Raw genomic sequence first — 21,656 nt, forward strand, 5'->3', positions numbered from 1 at the left:
CCTTAAGGCTGCACCGTGTTGTTGATCGCAATCGGCATGCCGTTGCGAAGCTTGACCTGGCCGGCCGTAACCACGACCTGCCCCACCTTGAGCCCGCTCTTTATGGCCACGAGCCCATGACGTTCACGGCCTACCGCCACCACCTGTTGGCGGGCGATGAGATGGGGATGGCCCTTGATGGTCCCATGCCGCACCACATAGACGGTATCGCCGTAGGTGTTGTAAGTGAGCGCCCCGGCCGGGACAACGATGACCTTGCGCACGTGCCGGCCCAAGAGGCGCACGCGCCCGAACATGCCGGGACGCAATACCGCCGCGGGGTTGGGCACGATCGCCTGCACGAGGATGTTGCGGGTGGTGGGGTTCACGGACGCGTCGATCGCATGCACGTGTCCGACGAAGCGGCGATGCGGGAACGCGTCCACGCGTAACTGGATCGTCTGCCCGACATGCACCCTCGGGACCTCGACCTGGGGGAGCGTGAAGTTGGCATAGAGCGTGCGATAAGACTGGAGATCGACGATCGGCGCGCCCGGCGCGAGATACTGGCCTAGATTCACCTGACGGACCCCAAGGATGCCGCTAAAGGGTGCGCGCAGGGCAAGCTCGTGGATCGCCGCCAGATCGCCCGCGACATGGGCCGTGGCGCCATGGAAAGTGGCGATCGCGCTGTCTAGTTGCGCGCGGCTCGCCGCCTTCTCTTTATAGAGCGTGCGCGTGCGCCGCAGATTGGCGGCGGCCAGACGCGCCTGCGCCCGGTCATAGGCGAGTTGCGCCAGTTGGGGCTGATCGTTGACCTGCACGAGCAGGGCGCCGGCGCGTACCGGGGCCCCGGAATGGAAGTCGATCGCGGTCACGACGCCAGCCAGCTGAGCGGTCACGGTCACACCCTCGATAGCCGTGAGACTACCCACGCTGCGGATATGATCGCGCCATGCCACGCGCGCCACGCGCGCCGTCGATACCGTCACCACCGGCATGCCGCGCGCGGCCATGAACTCATGGATCTTGTAGTTGACGAACGCCTTCCAGCCGAAGATTCCCGCGAATACCAATGCGAGGATAAGGGCGACCAGAACCACACGTTTTTTCATGGGGCATTCCTTTGGGGTGTAGCGGACGTTACAGATGTGGCGGCGTGCCCGGGTGTGGCTTTATTCGGCCGCGGCGCCAACGGACTGCCGCCGAGCGCGGTATACAAAGCGACGGTGTCGAGATAGCGTTGGGCCTCGGCACGCACATAGGCGATGCGCGCCTGACTATAGAGGGCCTCGGTCGTCAGCAGCGATAGCGAGTCTATGGCGCCCGCCCGGTAGCTGTTCTTCGCGAGCCGCAGGGCCTCGCGCGAGGCGGCATAGGCATCGCCCTCGGCGCGCAGGGCCTCGGCGTCATGCTCCAGGGCACGCAGGCTGCCGGCCACCTGCTGAAAGGCGCCGAGCACGGTCTGCTGGTAGGTGGCGCGTGCACCGGCGTAAAGCTCCAGCGCCTCCCGGCGCTGGGCGCGCAACGTACCCCCGTGAAAGAGTGGGGCCAGAAGGTTGGCGCCGAGACCCCAGACGGTGCTCGCGGCGTTGAAGAAGTGTCCGACCGTGAGACTCTCCTGACCGATGCTGCCGGTGATCTGCACGATTGGGTAGAACTGGGCGTCGGCGATGCCGATCTCGGCGTTGGCGTAGCGCAGCTCCTCGGTCGCGGCGCGTATGTCCGGGCGCTCGCGCGCCAGCACCGACGGCAGGCTTACGGGCAGGTTTCGCGGCAAGTGGAGGCTGGAGAGCCGCAGGTGTACGGGCCGCCACTGCGCCGGGAAGCGGCCGATGAGCGTCGCCAGCGCGTAGCGCGCCAGGGCGAGCTTTTGCAAAAGCGCGGGCAAGGCAGCCTTGTTGGTGGCAAGCTGGCTTTCCTGATTGACCACCGAGAGATAGGACACCGCGCCGGTGCGATACTGGATGCGGGTCAGCGACAGCAGCTCGGTCTCGCGCGCAATGATCCGGCGCGTGGCGCGGATCTGGGCACGGTAGCTTGCCGCCTGCACGGCGGTCGTCGCGACATTGCCGATCAAGGAGAGCTGGGCGGCGAGCAGCTGGTCGCGCGCGTACTGCGCCTGCGCGTGAGCCGAGTTATAAACGAGCCGGTTGGCCCCGAAGACATCCGGATAATAACTCACCGACAATCCGCCGGTATAAAGCGAATAGATGCCGGGAAGGTGGCCGCCGGATGAGCCGCCCGGCGACTTCTGACGCAACGCACCGAGATTGGCATTGATCTGCGGATAGAAGATACCGGCGTCCGCGGCCACCACCGCGCGCGCCTCCAAAAGCCGCGCGCGATCAGCGGCGAGCGTGCGATTGTTCTTCAAGGCCGCCGCGATCAAGGTATCGAGCGCTCGCGAGCGGAATGCCCGCCACCAGCGCACGCGCGGTGATACACCGTAATGGAAGTGTTGCGAGGCGCCGGCCGGTCCATGGGTTCCCGCAAGCGTGGTGGGCGCGGGCCTATGCGTGTAGCGGCCGACCGGAGGCGCACCCGGGGCCTTGTAGCGCGGCCCTATGGAGCATCCGCTCAAGGCCGCAAGTAAGACGACAACGACAGGTCCGGCCAGGGCCCCCTGGTAACGCCGCCGATCAGATATCATAATGGATCATCAGTCCTTCGAGAGCCGCGTGTTCCAAGGTATGCCGTTCCGGCAAGGGCCGGCGCGGCCATAATAGCTAATGGGCTTATTATTAGCAAGCTAAATAGCTTACCCGGGGGTCTCGGACGAACGCAAGCCCCACCTCTTATACCCTACCGCAAAATATTGGGAACGGGCACCTCGCATTTACCGTCTTTCACAAAAACCGCGCGCTACCGACCTGTTTCCATACTTTGGAGCCCGTCCTGGTATGGCAATCGCGCGCCGACATCCGGGACAATGGCGGCTCACCATGGACTGGAGGATATCCGGAATGAAACTCTATTTTGCCCCGGGCGCCTGCTCTCTCGCGGCGCATATCGTGATCGAGGAGGCGGGCGTGCCGCACACCCTCGAGCGCGTCGATTTGGCGAGCCACAAGACCGAGCACGGCGAGGATTACACGAAGATCAACCCGAAAGGCTATGTCCCCGCGCTCGCGCTCGATGATGGCGCACTGCTCACCGAGGTTGCGGTGGTGCTGCAGTACCTGAGCGATCAGCGCAAGGAGCGGCGTCTGATGGCGGAGCCCGGCAGCCTCGAACGCTACCGGCAGATGGAATGGCTGTCTTTCATTTCAACCGAGCTACACAAGCAATTCTCGCCGTTCTTCCGGCCGGACACGCCGGAGGCCGTAAAGCAGCAGCAGTTGAAGCTGCTCGGTCGCCGGTTTGATTACATCTCCGAGGCCCTCGGGCGGCACCCCTACCTCGCGGGCACGGAGTTCACGGCACCCGATGCCTATCTCTTCACGGTGCTCGGCTGGACCGACTACTTGAAGATCGACACGAGCCCCTGGCCGCGGCTTGGTGAATACCGCGCGCGCATCGCGGCGCGCCCGGCGGTGCAAAAGACCCTGAAGAGTGAAGGCCTCCTGAAATAATAACCCCCTGCCGCCCAGGGCCATGACCCTGGGCGGCCCGCCGCGCCCGGTCCCTTTCCCAAAAAGACGCGCGGGCCTATGATCAGCGGGAATCCTAGGGAGGACGGGGTATGGCGGGACCGGTCTTGAAGAAAACGCTGGTCCGCGACGAGAGTTTCGCGGGCGTCACTTACCATATCGAAGGCGACATCGTCCCGGTGCTGGAGGTGGTCCTTGCGGCCACCCCGGTCTTTTTCGAGCACCACATCCTCCTCTGGAAGAGCCCATCGACGCGCATCGGCGTAAAGGCCGTCAAGGGGCTCTTGCGCCGGGCCATCAGCGGCATGCCCATCCTGCTCGCCTCGGCGACCGGTCCCGGCACCATCGCCTTCAGTCGCGACGGCGCGGGCCAGATCGTGCCCATCCATCTGGCGCCGGGCCAGGCCATCGATGTGCGCGAGCATCAGTATCTGGCGGCCACCGACCAGGTGTCCTACTCCGTGACGCGCATCAAGGGCATCATGAACTGGGTGTTCGGGGGCAATACCCTGATCGTGGACCAGTTCCGGGCCGAGACCGCGCCCGGCATCGTCTGGCTGCACGGTTTCGGGAATGTCTTCGAGGTGACCCTGGGGGTCGAGGAATCGATCGACCTCGAGCCCGGGGGCTGGCTCTACAAAGACCCGACGGTGGCCATGAAGACCGTCACCCAAAGCCTGAGCTCGGGGCTTTTCGGGAGCGCCGCCTCCTTCTTCTGGAACCGCTTCACGGGTCCGGGGCGCGTGGGCATCCAGTCCATGTACGTGCCGACGCTCGCCGTCGAGACCTGAACCGCGCGTGTCCAAGGATCTGCCGCGCACGCTTGCGCTCGCCGCCACGGCGCTGTTCCTGCTGTACCCGCTCTGGGGCCTCGCGTCGCCGGTCGGCCGCTGGCAGTGGGCGGCCGCCGACGCCTCGCCGGCGCTCGCCACATCCTTCGCCCTGACCGGCGTGGCGCTCGTCATCGTCGTCGCGATCGGCACGCCACTTGCGTTTTCGCTGCGCGGGGCAACGCGCGGTGTGCGCATCGCCTTCGAGGCCGCGGTGCTCCTGTCGGTCCTGATGCCGCCGCTCGCCCTGGGGCTTTTGCTGGCGCTCGCCTTCGGCCCGCGCACGGCCTTGGGCGGCCTGCTCCTGCGCCTTGGGATCCCGACCAGCAACGACCCGGCGGCCTTTGTCGTCACCCAGATCTATGCAAGCCTCGGCTACTATCTGCTCGCCGCCGCCGCCGCCTTCGAGGCCGTGCCGCGCGAACTCGAACAGAGCGCGGCCCTGCTCGGCTTGAAGCCCCGCGAGATCCTGTGGCGCGTCACCCTGCCGCTTGCCCGTCTCGGCCTGGCGGCGGCCGTGAGCCTCGCCTGGGTGCGCGCGCTCGGCGAGTTCGGGGCGATCATGGTGACGGCCTACTATCCACACGGGATACCGGTGCAATTGTGGGTGGACCTCCAGGACAGCGGACTGCCCGCGGTCCTGCCCTTGCTGCTCGTATTCCTGCTGTCGGCGCTGCCCCTGCCCTGGGCGCTACGCATCCTGGCCCGGACCCGCGGTCATGCTTGAGTGTCGCATTCACAAGGCGCGACGCGCCTATGACGTAGCCGTGGAATTCGTCGCCGATACCGAGCGGCTGGCGCTGTTTGGGCCCTCGGGCAGCGGCAAGAGTACGGTCCTCTCCTGTCTCGCCGGCCTGGAGACGCCGGATGCCGGGCATATCCGTTGCGACGCGCAGACCTGGTTCCCGCCGCCGCTTGCGCTGCACCGGCGCTCGGTCGGCTATCTGAGCCAGCGCGAGGCCTTGTTCCCGCACCTATCGGTCGCCGAAAACGTCCAGTTTTCCCTGGATGCGTCAGCGCGCGCCCATGAGCGGGCGTGGATCGACGAGATCCGCGAACGGCTGAATCTCGCGGCGCTGTGGCACACGCGACCCCATCACCTCTCGGGGGGGCAGGCACGGCGGGTGGCGCTCGCGCGCACGCTCTGTCGGCGCCCTCGCCTTGTACTGCTGGACGAGCCCTTCGCGGGCCTCGATCGCCCCCTGGTGCGCGAGCTCGCCGCGATCCTGAAGGAGTGGCAGGAACGGCTACGCTTTACCTTGCTCGCAGTGGACCATGACCCCCTGGTCCTGGAGGGCCTCTGCCCGCGGGTCATCGCCTTGGAGGAGGGGCGCGTGGTCCAGCGCGGAGACTGGTCGGAGCTCGCCCGGGCCCCGGCCACACCGACGCTACGCGCCCTGCTCGATATCAGTCCCTAAGGGCCGTGACCCGGCTTGGCGTCGGCTTGCGCCGCCCATTGGGCGCGTGTAACTTGACGAGGCGCGAACCTGTCCGCTGTAGCGGGATTGCGCCTCAACCCTGTCTTTGGACATCCCTGCCCATGACCGACTTTGTACCGCTTACGATCGCCATCCTCACCGTTTCCGATAGTCGTACCCTGGAGACCGATACCTCCGGACAGGCGCTGATAGAGCACCTCGCGGGCGCCGGCCACCTCTTGGGCGAGCGGGCGCTCGTGCGCGACGATCGCTACGTCCTGCGCGCGGTCGTCTCGCGCTGGATCGCCGACCCGAAGATCCAGGTCGTCATTTCCACCGGCGGCACGGGACTGACCGGTCGTGACAGTACGCCGGAGGCCATAAAGCCGCTCTTTGACAAGGAAATCGAAGGTTTCGGAGAACTGTTCCGGGCGGTCTCCTACGACGAGATCGGGACATCCACCCTGCAATCGCGCGCGCTTGCCGGTCTCGCCAATGGCACCGTGATCTTCTGCCTGCCGGGCTCCACCGGCGCCTGCCGCACGGCCTGGACCAAGATCCTGGAACCGCAGCTCGACCGGCGCCACAGGCCCTGCAACTTCGTCGAGCTCCTGCCGCGCTTCCAGGAGCCGGCATCGTGAAGGGCGGGTCGACGCCGCTTTTGACCGCGGAGGAGGTGTGGGCGCGGATGCGCGCGGCCGCGGCCGCCGTTGCCGAGGGCGAGCGGGTGGCCCTGGACGAGGCCCTCTCGCGGGTGCTCGCCGAGGATCTGCGCGCGCCGATCACGGTACCGGGCTTCGATAACAGCGCGATGGACGGTTATGCCTTTCGTGCCGAGGACGCGCGCGATCGCCGCGAACTCCCCATAAGCCTGCGGGTCACGGCCGGCGATCCGCCTGGGCACCTGCCAGCCGGCACGGCGTGCCGGATATTTACCGGGGCCCCGGTGCCGGCTGGGGCCGACACGGTCGTCATCCAGGAACGGTGCGAGCGCCGCGGCGATATCCTGGTGCTCCCGGAGCAGTGGACGGCGCACGCCAATATTCGCCGGGCCGGCGAGGATATCCGCGCGGGCGACGTGATCCTGCGGGAAGGTCAACGCCTCGCCGCGCAGGCCGTGGGCCTGGCCGCCTCCTGCGGATTTGCCGAGATCCTCGTGCGCCGGCGGCTGCGGGTGGTGGTGCTGTCCACGGGGGATGAATTGCGCGCGGCCGGCTCGGGCCCGCTCAATCACGGTCAGATCTATGACAGCAACCGGCCGATGCTCCGCGCCCTGCTGGCGCGCCTCGGGTGCGAGACACGGAGCGCGGGACCGCTCGGCGACGATCTCACCACGACCCGCCAGGCGCTGCGCGCGGCAGCCGAGACTGCCGACGTCATCGTCACGACCGGCGGCGTTTCGGTGGGTGAGGAGGATCACGTCAAGACCGCCCTGGAGGCCGAGGGCACGCTCGCGCTCTGGCGGGTGGCGATCAAACCGGGCAAGCCGCTTGCCTTCGGGCACATAGGCAAGGCCCACTTCCTCGGGCTGCCCGGGAATCCGGTATCGGCGTTCGTGACCTTCCTGCTATTCGTAAGACCGTTCCTGAAGGCCCTCATGGGCGAGGCGCCGACACCCCTGTGCGCGTTCCCGGTGCGTGCCGCGTTCGCGCGGGCCACGCCTGACAGCCGCCGCGAGTTCCTGCGCGCACGGCTTGCGACGCGCGCCGACGGGGCACTATGGGCCGAGGCCTATCCTCGCCAGAGTTCAGGGGTCCTGTCCTCGACGGTATGGGCCGACGGGCTCGTCGACATCGCCGCGGGACGCACGGTGGCCGAGGGTGACAGCGTACCCTTCCTCCCCTTCGAGGGCCTTGCGTCCTGAAGCGTGGGCCCGGTCCGGCCTCAGCGCAGGTCCGCGGGTTCGTTGCAATTGGCGGCCTCGGCCGCCGTGAGATCGAACCAGGCCATGTCGGCCCCCACGAACCACTCCTGGGCGCGTCGGCCGCCGGCGCGCCAATACTCTTCCAGGCGCGCACCCAGACACGCATCGGCCAGACATACAAGCGGTTCGGGGCCGTAAGGACTGCGCGCGACCACCAAACCTCGAGTAATGCGCGACGCCCATAGGCGGGTGACCAGATCGGACGGCAGGCAGGGCGTATCAACGGGTACCGAGAGCACCCAGGGGTGGGCGGCATGCCGAAAAGCGGCACGCAGACCCGCCAGCGGCCCCGCGAAATCATCGCCATCGTCGTCGGACACGACCTCGTAACCCAGGGCACGGTAACGCGCGAGCGAGCGGTTGGCGCTGATGATCACTTGCGGCAGGCCCGCGAGGCGCCGCACGGCTATATGGATCAATGGTTCGCCCGACCACGCCACGAAACCCTTGTCCTGGCCGCCCATGCGCCGACCGGCCCCGCCGGCGAGCACGACCCCCGTGACCGGCAAGCCCCCTTCGTCCATTCACCCTCCCCGGCCGCCCTCTCGCATTGCCCATGGCATGAATGCGCCCGTGAGACTGAAGAGGGCCCGGCGCCCAGTCTCCCGGCCCCGAACCGTCAAGACTTCGGTTGATAAGAACACGGTCCCTTGTCGGTGCCGTGGCGCGATTGACTGAGGCCCTGACGCCAAACTGAGGTGGCAGCGCATCCCCCAAGGCCACGGCGATCCGCTTTAAGGACCTCGGGCGACACAACTGCCGCCACAGTCACCAGACACCATGAGTCGCGCCCGTCGACATCTGGACCCCCGACCCAAGGAAAACCGGTACGGCGGCCTTCAGGCCATAGCGCCCATACGTCGTCTTCGACTCCCTTGAGCCCCCGCACCGAGACAACGGAACCGAACCCAGATAAGTCTTGGCCCCGAACCTCCGACGCATCATCCTATCGACTCCGAAAGCGCGCTCCCGCATCTTGCCGTCCCGGCTTATCTCGCTGGGCTGGCGGCTTTTGCCGCGAGACGGCGCACCTGCGTGACGAACATCCCACGGACACGTCGCTTCTCCTCGGGCGCGAGCGACCTCCCGACCGCGCCGGCGACCCCCACGAGCAAGACGCGGTCGTATTCCGAAGGTACCGCCGTGCTCGCGGCAAAGTGCCTGTAAAGGTCTTGCACGCACCCCTCGTCCCTCAGAAGCTCATCGCAGACACGCAACGCAGCGTTATCCAAAATGTCGGACGATCCGCCCCCGCTTCTGGTTGCGGAAACCCCAGGCCGTGATCCGCTTTCCACGCTGGATATCACCGATTTCGTGCGAGACTCGTCGATGATGACGACATGCTCCGCGAGCCACCTCTCGTCCAACATGTCCACGGAATCCGCTTCCATTCGCAGCGACGGATTGACATTCTTTTGAGGTTCACCCACGGCGAGCACATGGACACGAATGCCGAAGGTTTGCGCGATCTGCATTGCGATCCGTAAATCCTCGTCTCCAGAAACGAGAATGGCCTCGCAAACCGCGCGGTTACGGGCAAGCTCCACGAGATCCGTCACGATAAGGGAATCGACGCCCTTCTGCTTGCCCTGCGCATTGATGGTCCCAAAGCGAACCTTGACGCCGGGCAGACCGGCAACGGTCGATTGCTCAAGCGTTGGCTGCGCGCCACGCAAGGCATCATACCAATACACACGCAACAGGTACGCAGGCGGTCCATTGGTGTTCGCAATTAACTGAGCCCCCCTGCTGATGAGCCCCTGAACAAATGCGCCAGGCGCGTTAATGGATACGCGATGACGAGGGATAGGGGTGGTTTCCTTGGAAACAGCTTGCGCAGCCGCCGCATAAAAATAGCCGGCATCCACAAGAATGGCGTAGCGGTCCACGACAAATACCTCTTTCGAGTTTAAATACAAGTAAGGCCCCTTTCGGGGCCGGTCATAGGCTGCCACGACCAATTAGCATAAGGGTCGACGGTCAGCAACGATGTTATTGTACCCCCCTGGTGATAACATGCAATGTCGGCCCGCAGGCAGAGGCGCGTTTCGGGACTGGGGCAGTCCCAACCCCCCTATTTTAGGGCACCGCTCCGAGAGACAAACCCTTGATGGTTGGGTTTCCCGCCATGCCTGGAAACGCCGCATCGTTATCCCCATCACGGACGTGCCTCGGCCCTGGAGCGGAATGCGCGACCTCGGCGTGCTAGGCTGGCTGCGTGGAGACCTCGCGCAGCAAAGCCGCGATCTCGGGGCGACACGATCCGCACTCGGTACCGGCCCCGCAGCGTACGCCCACGGCCGCGACGCTGAGCGCCCCGGCCTTGATCGATTGGCGGATGTCCTCCTCGGAGACCGCGCGACACTGACAGACCAGGCGCCCGCGCGGTAACCCCGCAGCGGCCGGGACCGCGGGGGCAACGAGATGGTGGCGCCACGCCCCCACATCGGCGCCCGCGAGCAGGAGATCCAAAAGCCAGGCCCCGGTACTATCGTCCCCCAGGAGGCAGACGCCGTACAGGCGATCGTTACGTACCAGGGCCTGCTTGCTCACGCCGCGGCTGTCCTGATAACCCACCACCTCGCCGTCATGGAGCGCGAACAGGGTGGCCAGGCGCCGCGCCCATTCTTCATGAGGCCGTTCGGCGAAGGCCAGGCGCAGGACCAGGACCTCGCCTAACAGGGAATCATGGCGGGCCAGCGCGCCATACGGCAGTTCCGGCAGGAGCGCGCGCGCCGCCTCCCACAACCCCGGCTCCAGGCGCCGCATGACCAGACCCGGCCAGGGAAGCGCGGCCTTGCGCACCGCCACGGCCGCATGTTTCAACTCCGGCTGGTTCGACACCGGGTCGCGCGCCGAGGCGTCGGTCAGGGTGTTCGCCGCGCCATGGGCGCTGAAGCGCGCGCCAAAGTGCATGGGCAGGAAGACGGTCCCGGGGGCGACCTCCTCATGCGCGCGGGCGCGCACCGTGGCCGCGCCCCGGCGGCTCTCCACGGTCACGAGATCGCCGTCGCCGATGCCAAGGCCGGCGGCATCACGCGGATGGATCGACAACAGGGCCTCGGGGGCATGCGCGAAGAGTCCGGCGTTCAGGCCCGTGCGGCTCATGGTGTGCCACTGATCGCGCAGACGCCCGGTGGTGAGGTGCCAGGGATAGGCCGCGGACACCGCCTCGGCCACCGGCTGGTAGCCGACGGCGGCCAGCCGCGCGCGGCCATTGGGGGTGGCGAAGACATGATCGGTATAGAGGCGGGCCTGCCCGTCGCTCGCCCCTCGGGGGTAGGGCCATTGCCGGGGAGCGGCCTCGAGTCGCTCCCAATCGAGCCCGGTGATATCGAGATCGCGCCCCGCGGTGCACGTCTTGTACTCGTCGAACACGTCACGATGCGTGGGGAAGGCAAACAGCCGGCGCGCGCGCTGGGCGTGGGTCTCGCCCGCCACCTGCGCCACCGGCGTGGCATCGAGCGCCGATCCCAGGGCATGGGCGAAATCGCGAAAGATCCGCCAGTCCGGCAAGGCCTCACCCGGGGGCTGAACCGCTTGACGCAGGAGACTGATGCGGCGTTCGGAATTGGTCACCACGGCATCGCGCTCCGCGAAACTTGCCGCCGGCAGGAGCAGATCGGCAAACGCCGCGGTCTCGGTCGGGTGGAAGGCCTCCTGTACCACCACGAACGACGCGGCGACAAGCGCGGCCTCCACAAGCCGCGTCTCGGGGAGGCTTACGACCGGGTTGGTGCAGGCGATCCACAGGGCCTTGATGCGGCCTTCGGCGAGCGCCGAAAAGAGCGGAACGGCCGTGAGTCCCGGCGTCGAGTTGAGCGCCGGGATACCCCAGAGGGCCGCGACCTCGGCACGATGGGCATCATTGGCGACCTCCCGGTGCCCCGGGAGCAGCTGCGGCATGCCGCCTACCTCGCGGCCACCCATGGCATTGGGCTGGCCGGTGAGACTGAAAGGTCCAGCCCCCGGTCGTCCGATCTGGCCGGTCACGAGATGTAGATTGATGAGCGCGCGGTTCTTGTCGGTGCCGTGGCTCGATTGATTGAGGCCCTGGCACCAGAGCGAGGTCGCGGCGCGCGCCCTCCCCCAGACCGCAGCGGCCTCCTCCAAGACCTCCACCGGGATACCGCAGAGATCCGCCACCCGCCTTGGGGCATAGTCATAGACGAGATCACGCAGCGCCTCGAAGCCCTCGGTGTGCTCGCGGATGAAACGCCGGTCGACGCGGCCATCGCGCAGGAGGATATGCACGATCCCATGGAAGAATGCGACATCGGTCCCGGGGCTTAGCGCCACGTGCAGGTCGCTTCCCGAGGCCGTGGCCGTGCGCCTGGGATCGACAGTGATGAGAAACGGCCCGGGCTTGCGGGCGCGCGCCGCCTCTATGCGGCGAAACAGGACGGGGTGGGCGAACGCCGGATTGGCGCCGGCGACGAGGATCACGTCGGCGTGCTCCAGGTCCTCATAACAACCCGGCACCGAGTCCTGCCCGAGGCTCGCCTTATAGCCGCTCACCGCCGACGCCATGCACAGCCGCGAATTGGTATCGATGTGGTTGGTGCCGATCAGTCCCTTGGCGAGCTTGTTGACGACATAATAATCCTCGGTGCTGAGCTGACCCGAAACATAGAAGGCGCAGGCCTCCGGGCCGTGCTCGGCGATCACCGCCGCAAAGCGCGCCGCGGCCTCGCCTATGGCCGTGTCCCATGACACCCGCTCGGGCGGGACCCCGCGACGCGCGCGGCGCAGCGGGCTCGTCAGACGCTCCTTGTCGATGGTCGCGGCCAGCGCCCGCCCCTTCGTGCACAGCGCCCCGAAGTTGGCGGGATGGTGCGGGTCGCCGCGCACCGCGAACACATGCTCGTCGTCGTGCTCCAGGATCACGCCGCAACCGGTGCCGCAATAGGGACACACCGAGCGTGTCTCCCGGCGCCCGGTCTCAGGCGTGACCTGAATCATCATGGCAGAGCCCTCAATAGTGGTAGGACACGAACACCCACGCCGCGCGGGTATTCACCGCATAGTGGTCGGCCCGATAGTCCGCGTACTGCACGCCGGCGACGAGTCCGGGGCGGAACGGGTAGATGGCCGACAAGTCCCATTCATGGCCGTAGCGCTCACTCGTGTGATAGGCCTGGAACCGGTAATAGCGGGCCATGAGCCGGGCCCCCAGGAGCTTTGCACCGACCGTGACATAGGAGCTGCGCAAGCCCGTCGGCGGCGTCACGAGAAACACCTCCGCCCAGCCGTTGAACAGGTGCTTGGTGGCAAGCGGCGTCTGAAAGCCGTAGGTCCCGGCACCATTGCTGCCCATGGCCTCCTCATCGACACGCACGAACGCCGGCCCGAGGCCGAACCCGCCGCCGGCGTGGTAATAGTTGGCGTGGATGAGCGCGCTGCCACCCCCCGCCGGGGACTGGTGGGCGTAATCGGCGGCGTACAGGATGCGCAGACCCTGGGTGATCGGTGCCTGGCCCGCGACCCGGATACCCGCGGTCTCGCTATTGCACACCGCGGGTCCGCCGGGGACATCACAGCCCGCCGCCCCGGGGATGGCGGTGTGGGCGCGGTTTTCGTAGGTGTAGCTGTAGACCGATGCCACACTCTTGGGCGCGAACAGATAGCTTGCGTTCAACAAGGTCACGCGCGCCGGCACGAGCGCGTTCAGGATATCCTTGATGCGCCAGCTGTAGGCCGCATACAAGGAGAGATGCCGGAGGCTGTGGTTCGCCAGGCTCACGGCATCGAAGGTCTGCATGTTCTGGCGGAAGTCGACGTTGCCCACGAACCGCCCGTTGTTCAGTACGATAATCTGGCGGCCGGCGCGCACGGTCGTGGCCGGCAACCCCGAGTAGCTCAAGTAGGCCTGATTGACGTTGGTGGCAGCGGCGTCCGGAATGACCGGGTACTGGGTCTTGTGATTCAAGAGACTGTTGTAGTCGTTCACGAAGCTCGCGACGTTGATAAGCTGCAGCAAGACACGCAAGTGCTCATAGCTTCCGGTCTCATAACCGAGCAGCGTGCGCAGGGTAAAGGCGTGTGCCTCCTTCTTCCCCGGTTGCTTTGCGATCTCATAACGAGGCCGCAAGGACAGATCGATGGTTCCGTGCGTCAAGGCATACCCCAATCCGTGGGCCGATGCCGCCCCCGCGGTCGCGGCCAGGAACGCCGCCACCGCCATTCTCTGCGAATTCCGCATACTGCCACTTCCTCCCTTATGACGTTATGTAAAGCGGTTTGGATGAACCCGAGCCGATCCTTTCAGTCGCTCTCGATGGCCGCCCCCTTGGGGACTGATTGCGTCCCGGTGTTGATTTCCTGGGCCGAAAGCACCCAGCGCCGGCCACGGGCCTGCACGAGCAGTGTCGCCACCATGGCCAGACCCGCGAACACGGCAAAGCCTCCGCGATAGCTTGCGGTGGCCTGCTTTACGATGCCGAGGACGACCGGGAGATAGAAACCGCCGATGCCGCCAGCGGCCCCTATGAGGCCGGTCATGAGGCCACGGCGCTCCGGCCAACACAGCGGGACCATTTGAAAGGTCGCGCCGTTGCCGACGCCGAAACAAAGGTAGAGCGCGAACAAAGCGGCGATCCCGACCGCGGGCGCCGGCACGAAAAACGCGAACGCGAGATCGACGAGCGCGATACCGGACAGGGCGTAGCGCAGGACGCGCGGACCGCCGGCATGGTCGGCCAGCAGACCACCCAAGGGACGCACCGTGGCCCCGGTGAAGGCGAGCCCGGCCATGAGCAGGCCGGCGCTGACCTTGGGGATATGGTAGAGCGCGATCAAAAAGACACTGACGTAGGCCGACATGCCCACGAAACCGCCGAAGGTGATGGCGTAGATGAGAAAGAATACCCAGGCGTCGCCTTCACGAAACACCGCGCGCTGCACCGACGGCAGGAGCGTGACCATGAAGGCCATGCCAAAAACCGGCAACAGCAACACCGCGGGGTGACCGCTGACACCGAGCCATCCCTGGTGAACGACCATGACGAGCCCCGCGAGAAAAACGAGACTTCCCCAAAACCCGATGAGTGCGCGGGGAACAGAGCCGGCCTTGGGCGCACGGTCACGGCCCCACACCCACAGGGCGAGCGCGGCGAGCGCCAAGAGCGGCAGGACCGCGGTCATGGCCGATTGCCAGCCATAATGGCGGGCGAGCGGCGGGAACAGGACACCGTCCAGGACCGCGCCGATGTTACCGGCCGCGGCAAGCCCCAACACCAGGCCCTGCACCTTGGGGGGATAGCCGCTGCCGGCCATGGTCTGACCGTTCCCGCGTATGGTTACAGGCCGCCGCCGAGGCCGACAGGGTCTTTCGGGAGCCGGCACCCGACAAACAGCCCCCACGCAAGCCCGATTGCGCGCCACGCGCGGCCCCGAGTAACACACCCAGGACCAGCAGCACGCCAAAGGTGGGGGCCACCGCGGCGAACAACAAGTAAAGAGGCGTGAGCGCCGAGAGCATGATGCCCATGAGCGCGATCGTACGTCCGTCGAGCGTCTGGTAGAGGTGTCCGAGCGGCACCCGCAACAACGCGCCGCTCAATACCGGCACCGCCACCAGGAAACCCATGGCGGCCGGGGCCAGGTGCAGGTGTGGCCCCATGTAGGGGGCAAGGGGGCCAAATAACAACCAGACCGTGAACCCGGTATCGAAATACAGAAAGCTTGCCACCAGCGACCGCCAGTCGCCGCTACGCAGGTGATCCCAGATCTTCGCCATTACGGTCTCCCGGAAACGTTGTCGTCCCCGGGCTTAAGCAAGTTTCGTGCACAAGAGACCGGGCGTCTCCATGATGCAAATTGGGGAAAACGGCCAGTCGCGGCGGACCGGCGTGGTCGAGGACGGGGCGGTGTGCGTCCTTGTGGTGCGTACCAATGGCCGCGCTGGCCGGGAAGGGGCGGGCTTTCGGGGGCACGAAACGCTATACTGACGATAATCTAAACCTCGGGAGGGCATGGTTTTATGGTTGCCGTGACACCGACACAAGATCCTCCGCTGGAGATCCGGCCGGAGACCGCCCAGGAGATCATCCGACTGAAGATCGCCACGCTGATCGATGTGCGCCAACCGACGGAGATCGAGCTCGAAGGGGAAATACCGGAGGCCGAGTCGGTACCGCTGTTCGATTTAAAAAAGATCCTCGGCCATAAGCTGACCGAGGAGGAACAGGAGATCCTCGACTGCGACCTGCCCACGGAGAAGGACGCGCGCCTGTTCCTGTCGATCATCAATAAGCATCACTACCAGAAGGGCAATGTCCTGCTGTGTCTGTGCAATTCCGGCAAACGCAGCCTGCACGCCGCGCAGCTTCTGCGCTCGATGGGATACGAGCGCGCCTACTCGGTTGCGGGGGGCGTGCGTGCCTGGCGGGAACTCGGGTGATACCGGGAAGGCCGGTCGCGGGGCCCGAGGGCACCCGCGGCCGGTGATGTGAATCGGCTCAGCCGAGCCTTCAAGGCTTGGGCGGGGCCACCGGCTTTTGCGCCAGCACCCAGGAGGCCATCTGCTCGGCCTGCGCCAACGTCAGTTGCGGATGGGGAATCATCGGGATCCCGCCGGTCCAGGCATTCCAACGTCCCGCGCCACCGGTGATGATCTTGTGGGCAAGGGTCACCTTGGCGCCAGGCTTGTGGGCGAAGACATAGGCCACCCAGCTGTACGCCGGCCCCACGACTTTATGGCTCACGGCGTGGCAGGCGAAACACCCGGCGCTGGTCATCGCCGCCTTGACCTGCGGACTCCCGTTCGCTACCGCCAAACCCGGCAGGGCCAATGCCGCGACCACCGCCAAACCCCTTACCGCGTGCTTCATAACAACCCCCTCATAGCGTCTCGATCAGAGAACCACAAAGCGTTTATTATCAAATGCTAACATAGAACGCGGGTCGGTGGACTATCCCTTTGGAGACATGGACGGCTAATGGGTCATAAGGGCTCGTTCCCGTGCCTGCACGCGCCGCAGACGCCAGCCCAGCGCGATGATGCGTTCATGAACGCGGTGGGCATGGTAGGGCATGCCCTCGGCCAGAAATTGGCGGCGGCGCATCCGTAAGCGCCACATGCGGCGCTTGAGGGTATGCTCCTGGTGCGCCAGCTGCCGCAGCCGCACGCGCATGGGGATTGGCGGCCGGACCGGTTGCTCCGGGCCGTTCAGGATCGGGCCGCTCCCCGGCGGCGGGACCGCGCCCGCGGCGGCAGCCTCGGGGGGCGGTGCGGCGAGCGTATCGGCAACACACGAGGCCAACGGGCTGCCCGCCAACAGGACGGCGCAGATCGCGGCGCGGAGGTATCGCATGAAAACTCCTTGTCTTGAGACCCGGGATTCCGGTATCGGTTAGAGAGTATAAGACATGGCCGCCATCGCATGGGAATACGCAGACGGTGGCGGCCCAAGCCGGGTGCAAAAAAAACGGGCCCCGAGAGGCCCGTAACACCCTGGGGGTGAGGAGACCCTATTCGTAGACCTGCTCGCCGTGCTGACTGAGATCGAGACCCTCGACCTCATCCTCTTCACTCACGCGCAGACCCACGATGACATCGACAACCTTCAAGATGATGTAGGTGACGACCGCGTCATAGACCAGCACCGACCCGACGTCGATCAACTGCTTGACCACCTGATAGCCGTTGCCCTCAAGGGCCCCGGCAGTCCCGCCGATGGCCTTGACCGCGAACACGCCGGTCAGGATCGCGCCGAGCGCGCCGCCGATGGCGTGAACCCCGAAGGCGTCCAGGGAGTCGTCGTACCCAAAAAAGTTCTTCATGTAGGTGGCCGTCCAGAAACAGACCGCGCCGCCGGCGATGCCTATGATGAACGCCCCGGTCGGATCGACGAAACCGGAGGCCGGCGTGATCGCCACCAGCCCAGCCACCGCGCCCGATACCATGCCGAGCACACTCGGCTTGCCGCGCGCCATCCACTCCGCGAACATCCACGCGAGCGCCGCCGCGGCCGTCGCGATCTGGGTCGTGGCCATCGCCATCCCCGCGCGCCCGCCGGCCGATACCGCACTGCCCGCGTTGAAGCCAAACCAGCCCACCCACAGGAGCGCCGTGCCAATGACGGTGAGCACGAGGTTGTGGGGCGGCATCGCCTCCTTGCCGTAGCCCTTGCGCTTACCCAGCACAAGGGCTGTGACAAGACCCGCGACGCCGGCGTTCAGGTGCACGACCGTGCCGCCCGCAAAGTCCAGGGCGCCGAGTTGCGCAAGCCAGCCATCCGATGACCAGACCCAGTGGGCGATCGGCGAATAGACGAATATGAGCCACAGACTCATGAACCACAGCAGCGCGGAGAACTTCATGCGCTCGGCGAACGATCCGGTGATGAGTGCCGGGGTGATGATGGCGAAGGTCATCTGGAAGGTCATGTACACGGATTCCGGCACCGCGAGCGAGAGTCCGGTGACCGTGTCTTTGTTCATGCCGTGCAGAAAGACCCGCGACAAACCACCGATCCAGGGATTGCCGTTGGTGAATGCAAGGCTATAGCCGATCGCGTACCAGAGCACGGTCACAAGGCAGGTGACGATGAAGCTTTGCGCAAGGGTATCGAGGACATTTTTCTTGCGCACCATGCCGCCGTAATACAGGGCCAGGCCCGGGACCGTCATCATCAACACGAGCGCCGTGGACGCCAGCATCCAGGCGGTATCACCCGGATTGATCTTGGCGTTGGCATCGCTGCTCACGGCCTCCGTCGGCGTAGCGGCCGGGGCCGGAGCGGCCGCGGGTGCGGCCACGGCCTGCGCCGTGGCCGCGGACCCCCCCGGGGCGGCCGCGTTGGCCGCCAGCGCCGCGACCGGAAGGGCTCCGAGCGCGAGCGCGAAGACCAGGCCACGCATCCAGCGAGACCAGGCACCGGTCAGGCTGCCGGTCATGGTCATAGCGCCTCCGGTCCGGATTCGCCGGTACGGATGCGAATCGCCTGCTCGAGATCGAAGACAAAGATCTTGCCATCACCGATCTTGCCGGTGTTGGCGGCCTTGCCGATGGCCTCGATCACGCGCTCCACAAGGTCGTCATCGATCGCAACCTCGATCTTGACCTTCGGCAGAAAGTCGACGACATACTCGGCACCCCGATAGAGCTCCGTATGGCCCTTCTGGCGCCCGAATCCCTTGACCTCGGTCACGGTGATGCCCTGCACCCCGATTTCCGACAAGACCTCGCGAACGTCGTCGAGCTTGAAGGGCTTGATGATGGCGGCTATCAGTTTCATGAGTAGATCTCCTTGAGTAAGGCGGTTAGCCCCTGCCGCCCGTATACACGTCGACCGTATCCCCCGAGCGCGACCACGGGCGCTGTGCGAAGCGCGTTCATATTACCCCCTTGGTGAGTGTGACTGTGCCCGTAGCGTGGGCGGGCGATGGGAGCAATGCAGGGAGCGTGCCAAAGAAAAGGGAGGCGGAAACCATGCTTTAGGACGGTTCCTCGCCTCCCCGGGGAGCGGTAACGCACCATAATGGTGAGTTACCCTACCGATCATGCACCACTACGGGGCGCTGGCCCCCGCCTTGCGGAGCGATACCGCGGCCTCGACCATGTGGCGCAGGGCGCTCTCGGTCTCGGGCCAGCCGCGGGTCTTCAGGCCGCAGTCCGGATTGACCCAGAGATGCTCGGGCGGCAGGACCTTTTCGGCCTTGCGCATGAGCCGGACCATTTCCTCGGTGGAGGGCACGCGCGGCGAATGGATATCATAGACGCCCGGGCCGATCTCGTTCGGGTAATGAAAGTTCACGAAGGCGTCCAGGAGCTCCATATCGGAGCGTGAGGTCTCGATCGTGATGACATCGGCGTCCATCTCCGCCACCGCCTCGATGATGTCATTGAACTCCGCGTAACACATGTGCGTGTGGATCTGAGTCTCGTCGCCCACGCCCCCGGAAGACACGCGGAACGCGCGTACCGCCCACGCCAGATAGGCCTTGTGGTCCTCGCGCCGCAGCGGCAGGCCTTCGCGCACCGCCGGTTCATCGATCTGGATCACGCGGATCCCGGCCCGTTCCAGATCGCAGACCTCGTCGCGGATCGCAAACGCGATCTGCAAGGCGGTGTCGGCGCGCGGCTGGTCGTTGCGCACGAATGACCACTGCAGAATGGTGACCGGACCGGTAAGCATCCCCTTCATGGGCCGCTTGGTCAGCGATTGCGCGTACTTCGCCCATTCCACGGTCATGGGCTTGGGCCGCGACACATCCCCGAAGATGATCGGCGGCTTGACGGCGCGCGAACCATAGCTCTGCACCCAACCATAGTCGGTGAACGCGAACCCCTGGAGCTGCTCTCCGAAATACTCCACCATGTCGTTGCGCTCGGCCTCGCCATGCACGAGCACATCGAGGCCGATCTCCTCCTGCTTGCGCACCGCGAGCGCGATCTCGGCGCGCATCCGCTCCTCGTACTCGGCCGCGCTGATCCGCCCGGCCTTGAAATCGCGGCGGGCGGTGCGGATCTCGTTGGTCTGCGGGAACGAACCGATGGTCGTGGTGGGGAACATGGGGAGGTTCAGGTGGGCACGCTGCAGCGGGCGGCGCTTGGCGAACGGCTGCTTTCTCGCTGCGTCCGCCGGTTTCACGGCCGCGACCCGCGCCTCGACCGCGGCGTCATGGATACGCCTCGACGACTTGCGATCCTGCGCCACGCGCCGACTCTCCTCGAGGGCCTGAGCAATGGCCGCATCGCCTTCGTCCAGACCGCGCTTCAGGAGACCCACTTCCGCCATCTTCTGGGTGGCAAAGGCGAGCCAGCTGCGGATCTCGGCGTCCAGCCTCTGCTCCCGCATGAGATCCACGGGGGCATGCAGAAGCGAGCAACTGCTCGCTACCGCAAGACCGCCCTTATGGCCTTGGGCCGCACGCAGCACCCCGAGCGCGGCTTCGAGGTCGGCGCGCCAGATGTTGCGGCCGTCGACCACGCCCAGGGACAGAAGCTTGTCGGCCGGCAACGCCTTCAAGACCGCGGGCAATTGATCCGCGCCACGCACGAGATCGATATGCAGGCCCGCCGTGGGGAGCTTGCAGGCCAACTCACGGTTGGCCCCCAGGCTCTCGAAATAGGTCGTCAGCAGGAGCTTCGGGCCCGCCGCCGAAAGCCCTTCGTAGGCCTTGGGGTAGGCATCCGTCCAGGCCTTGGGTAGATCCAGGACCAGCGCCGGTTCGTCGATCTGTACCCACTCCACCCCGAGGTCTGCGAGGCGTTTTAGGATCTGCTGGTAGACGGGCAGGAGATCGGGCAGCAACGACAGGCGGTCGAAGTCCTCGCCCTTGGTCTTGCCCTGCCACAGGTAGGTGAGAGGCCCCAGGAGCACGGCCTTGACCGGGAAACCCGCGGCGCGGGCCTCTGCGGCATCCTCGAAGAGCCGCGGCGAGGAGATCGCGAACCGCTGGCCCTTGTGAAACTCAGGCACGATGTAGTGGTAGTTGGTATCGAACCACTTGGTCATTTCGCAGGCATGCGTGGCCTTACCCGTGGGGGCCACGCCGCGTGCCATGCGGAAGAAGGTATCGAGATCCACCTCCGGTCCCTGCCACTCGAAGCGCGGGGGCACCACCCCCAACAAGGCGCTGGTCTCGAGGACGTGGTCATACCACGCGAAGTCACCGACCGTCACGAGATCGAGACCGGCGGCCTGCTGGGCATTCCAGGCGCGCATCCGCAAGTCCTTGCCGACATCGCGGAGGGCCTGTTGGGTCAGACTCCCTTTCCAGTAGGCCTCGAGGGCCTTCTTAAACTCCCGATCGGGGCCGAGACGGGGGAAACCAAGGATGTGTGCAAGACTCAAGATCGACTCTCCGGGGCACGCGCCCATAGCGAATGACAAGTTGGGGGGCAATACGGCGCCGACGCGGGGATCGCCAGCGGCTGTGCGAGGCTAACCTCGACCGTTGCCGG

At 66.0% G+C, this 21,656-nt stretch carries 18 protein-coding genes and 1 pseudogene; 7 read left to right on the forward strand and 12 right to left on the reverse strand.

Going from position 1 to position 21,656, the window contains the following annotated elements; all coding sequences use genetic code 11:
• Nucleotides 1-2: 2 nt before the first annotated feature.
• Entirely contained in the window at nt 3-1,094 is a 1,092-nt protein-coding gene (locus C4901_RS16570) for an efflux RND transporter periplasmic adaptor subunit (protein WP_110138349.1), read from the reverse strand.
• On the reverse strand, nt 1,091-2,632 hold the full coding sequence (locus tag C4901_RS16575) for an efflux transporter outer membrane subunit (RefSeq protein WP_110138350.1): 1,542 nt from the start codon (nt 2,630-2,632) through the stop codon (nt 1,091-1,093). The genes C4901_RS16570 and C4901_RS16575 overlap by 4 nt, the downstream gene beginning before the upstream one ends.
• Before the next feature lie 313 nt (nt 2,633-2,945).
• Between C4901_RS16575 and gstA the strand changes: the two genes are divergently transcribed.
• The 6 genes from gstA (at nt 2,946) to glp (ending at nt 7,684) form a co-directional block, all read left to right on the forward strand.
• The gene (gene gstA / locus C4901_RS16580; protein ID WP_110138351.1) at nt 2,946-3,554 is read left to right on the forward strand and encodes a glutathione transferase GstA; all 609 of its coding nucleotides are present in this window, start codon (nt 2,946-2,948) and stop codon (nt 3,552-3,554) included.
• A 110-nt stretch (nt 3,555-3,664) separates the two neighbouring features.
• Nucleotides 3,665-4,363 carry an AIM24 family protein gene (locus tag C4901_RS16585; RefSeq protein WP_110138352.1) on the forward strand — a complete coding sequence of 233 codons (699 nt, stop codon included), beginning with the start codon at nt 3,665-3,667 and terminating at the stop codon, nt 4,361-4,363.
• Between the two features lie 7 nt (nt 4,364-4,370).
• Entirely contained in the window at nt 4,371-5,129 is a 759-nt protein-coding gene (locus tag C4901_RS16590) for an ABC transporter permease subunit (protein WP_205736089.1), read from the forward strand.
• On the forward strand, nt 5,122-5,820 hold the full coding sequence (locus C4901_RS16595) for an ATP-binding cassette domain-containing protein (protein WP_110138353.1): 699 nt from the start codon (nt 5,122-5,124) through the stop codon (nt 5,818-5,820). The genes C4901_RS16590 and C4901_RS16595 overlap by 8 nt, the downstream gene beginning before the upstream one ends.
• Before the next feature lie 122 nt (nt 5,821-5,942).
• Nucleotides 5,943-6,461, forward strand: a complete 519-nt coding sequence (gene moaB, locus C4901_RS16600) for a molybdenum cofactor biosynthesis protein B (protein WP_110138354.1) — start codon at nt 5,943-5,945, stop codon at nt 6,459-6,461.
• Entirely contained in the window at nt 6,458-7,684 is a 1,227-nt protein-coding gene (gene glp / locus C4901_RS16605) for a gephyrin-like molybdotransferase Glp (RefSeq protein ID WP_110138355.1), read from the forward strand. Before moaB ends, glp begins: the two co-directional genes overlap by 4 nt.
• Nucleotides 7,685-7,704: 20 nt before the next feature.
• Here glp and mobA read toward each other — a convergent pair whose 3' ends face one another.
• From mobA to C4901_RS16630, 5 genes and pseudogenes are all read right to left on the reverse strand, one after another.
• Entirely contained in the window at nt 7,705-8,268 is a 564-nt protein-coding gene (gene mobA / locus C4901_RS16610) for a molybdenum cofactor guanylyltransferase MobA (RefSeq protein WP_110138356.1), read from the reverse strand.
• Nucleotides 8,269-8,733: 465 nt separating this feature from the next.
• Nucleotides 8,734-9,633 carry an NYN domain-containing protein gene (locus tag C4901_RS16615; RefSeq protein WP_168185791.1) on the reverse strand — a complete coding sequence of 300 codons (900 nt, stop codon included), beginning with the start codon at nt 9,631-9,633 and terminating at the stop codon, nt 8,734-8,736.
• 316 nt (nt 9,634-9,949) lie between these two features.
• A complete protein-coding gene (locus C4901_RS16620) occupies nt 9,950-12,709 on the reverse strand; it encodes a nitrate reductase (RefSeq protein WP_205736090.1) in 2,760 nt (919 codons plus the stop codon).
• Nucleotides 12,710-12,719: 10 nt separating this feature from the next.
• Complete coding sequence (locus C4901_RS16625; protein WP_110138358.1) at nt 12,720-13,946, reverse strand: alginate export family protein; 1,227 nt, start codon at nt 13,944-13,946, stop codon at nt 12,720-12,722.
• A 62-nt stretch (nt 13,947-14,008) separates the two neighbouring features.
• A pseudogene (locus C4901_RS16630) lies at nt 14,009-15,482 on the reverse strand (MFS transporter).
• A gap of 243 nt (nt 15,483-15,725) precedes the next feature.
• On the opposite strand from C4901_RS16630, the gene C4901_RS16640 reads away from it, so the two are divergent.
• Nucleotides 15,726-16,145 carry a rhodanese-like domain-containing protein gene (locus tag C4901_RS16640; protein WP_110138361.1) on the forward strand — a complete coding sequence of 140 codons (420 nt, stop codon included), beginning with the start codon at nt 15,726-15,728 and terminating at the stop codon, nt 16,143-16,145.
• A 70-nt stretch (nt 16,146-16,215) separates the two neighbouring features.
• Here C4901_RS16640 and C4901_RS16645 read toward each other — a convergent pair whose 3' ends face one another.
• The 5 genes from C4901_RS16645 to metE all read right to left on the reverse strand — a co-directional run bounded on the left by C4901_RS16645 (nt 16,216) and on the right by metE (nt 21,546).
• Nucleotides 16,216-16,575 carry a c-type cytochrome gene (locus C4901_RS16645; RefSeq protein ID WP_205736091.1) on the reverse strand — a complete coding sequence of 120 codons (360 nt, stop codon included), beginning with the start codon at nt 16,573-16,575 and terminating at the stop codon, nt 16,216-16,218.
• 105 nt (nt 16,576-16,680) lie between these two features.
• Nucleotides 16,681-17,058: a hypothetical protein gene (locus tag C4901_RS16650; RefSeq protein WP_110138362.1), complete on the reverse strand. Its 378-nt coding sequence runs from the start codon at nt 17,056-17,058 to the stop codon at nt 16,681-16,683.
• A 157-nt stretch (nt 17,059-17,215) separates the two neighbouring features.
• Entirely contained in the window at nt 17,216-18,649 is a 1,434-nt protein-coding gene (locus C4901_RS16655) for an ammonium transporter (protein WP_240611793.1), read from the reverse strand.
• On the reverse strand, nt 18,646-18,984 hold the full coding sequence (gene glnK, locus C4901_RS16660) for a P-II family nitrogen regulator (RefSeq protein WP_065971379.1): 339 nt from the start codon (nt 18,982-18,984) through the stop codon (nt 18,646-18,648). Before glnK ends, C4901_RS16655 begins: the two co-directional genes overlap by 4 nt.
• A gap of 273 nt (nt 18,985-19,257) precedes the next feature.
• Nucleotides 19,258-21,546, reverse strand: coding sequence for a 5-methyltetrahydropteroyltriglutamate--homocysteine S-methyltransferase (gene metE, locus C4901_RS16665; protein ID WP_110138363.1), 2,289 nt, complete (start codon nt 21,544-21,546; stop codon nt 19,258-19,260).
• Nucleotides 21,547-21,656: the final 110 nt, after the last annotated feature.

Source organism: Acidiferrobacter sp. SPIII_3 (assembly GCF_003184265.1).
Taxonomy (GTDB): Bacteria; Pseudomonadota; Gammaproteobacteria; order Acidiferrobacterales; family Acidiferrobacteraceae; genus Acidiferrobacter.

Coding starts and splice junctions, on each gene's coding strand:
- C4901_RS16570 (WP_110138349.1), bottom strand. CDS start 1,094: ATGAAAAAACGTGTGGTTCTGGTCGCCCTTATCCTCGCATTGGTATTC.
- C4901_RS16575 (WP_110138350.1), bottom strand. CDS start 2,632: ATGATATCTGATCGGCGGCGTTACCAGGGGGCCCTGGCCGGACCTGTC.
- gstA (WP_110138351.1), top strand. CDS start 2,946: ATGAAACTCTATTTTGCCCCGGGCGCCTGCTCTCTCGCGGCGCATATC.
- C4901_RS16585 (WP_110138352.1), top strand. CDS start 3,665: ATGGCGGGACCGGTCTTGAAGAAAACGCTGGTCCGCGACGAGAGTTTC.
- C4901_RS16595 (WP_110138353.1), top strand. CDS start 5,122: ATGCTTGAGTGTCGCATTCACAAGGCGCGACGCGCCTATGACGTAGCC.
- moaB (WP_110138354.1), top strand. CDS start 5,943: ATGACCGACTTTGTACCGCTTACGATCGCCATCCTCACCGTTTCCGAT.
- mobA (WP_110138356.1), bottom strand. CDS start 8,268: ATGGACGAAGGGGGCTTGCCGGTCACGGGGGTCGTGCTCGCCGGCGGG.
- C4901_RS16620 (WP_205736090.1), bottom strand. CDS start 12,709: ATGATGATTCAGGTCACGCCTGAGACCGGGCGCCGGGAGACACGCTCG.
- C4901_RS16625 (WP_110138358.1), bottom strand. CDS start 13,946: ATGCGGAATTCGCAGAGAATGGCGGTGGCGGCGTTCCTGGCCGCGACC.
- C4901_RS16640 (WP_110138361.1), top strand. CDS start 15,726: ATGGTTGCCGTGACACCGACACAAGATCCTCCGCTGGAGATCCGGCCG.
- C4901_RS16645 (WP_205736091.1), bottom strand. CDS start 16,575: ATGAAGCACGCGGTAAGGGGTTTGGCGGTGGTCGCGGCATTGGCCCTG.
- C4901_RS16650 (WP_110138362.1), bottom strand. CDS start 17,058: ATGCGATACCTCCGCGCCGCGATCTGCGCCGTCCTGTTGGCGGGCAGC.
- C4901_RS16655 (WP_240611793.1), bottom strand. CDS start 18,649: ATGACCATGACCGGCAGCCTGACCGGTGCCTGGTCTCGCTGGATGCGT.
- glnK (WP_065971379.1), bottom strand. CDS start 18,984: ATGAAACTGATAGCCGCCATCATCAAGCCCTTCAAGCTCGACGACGTT.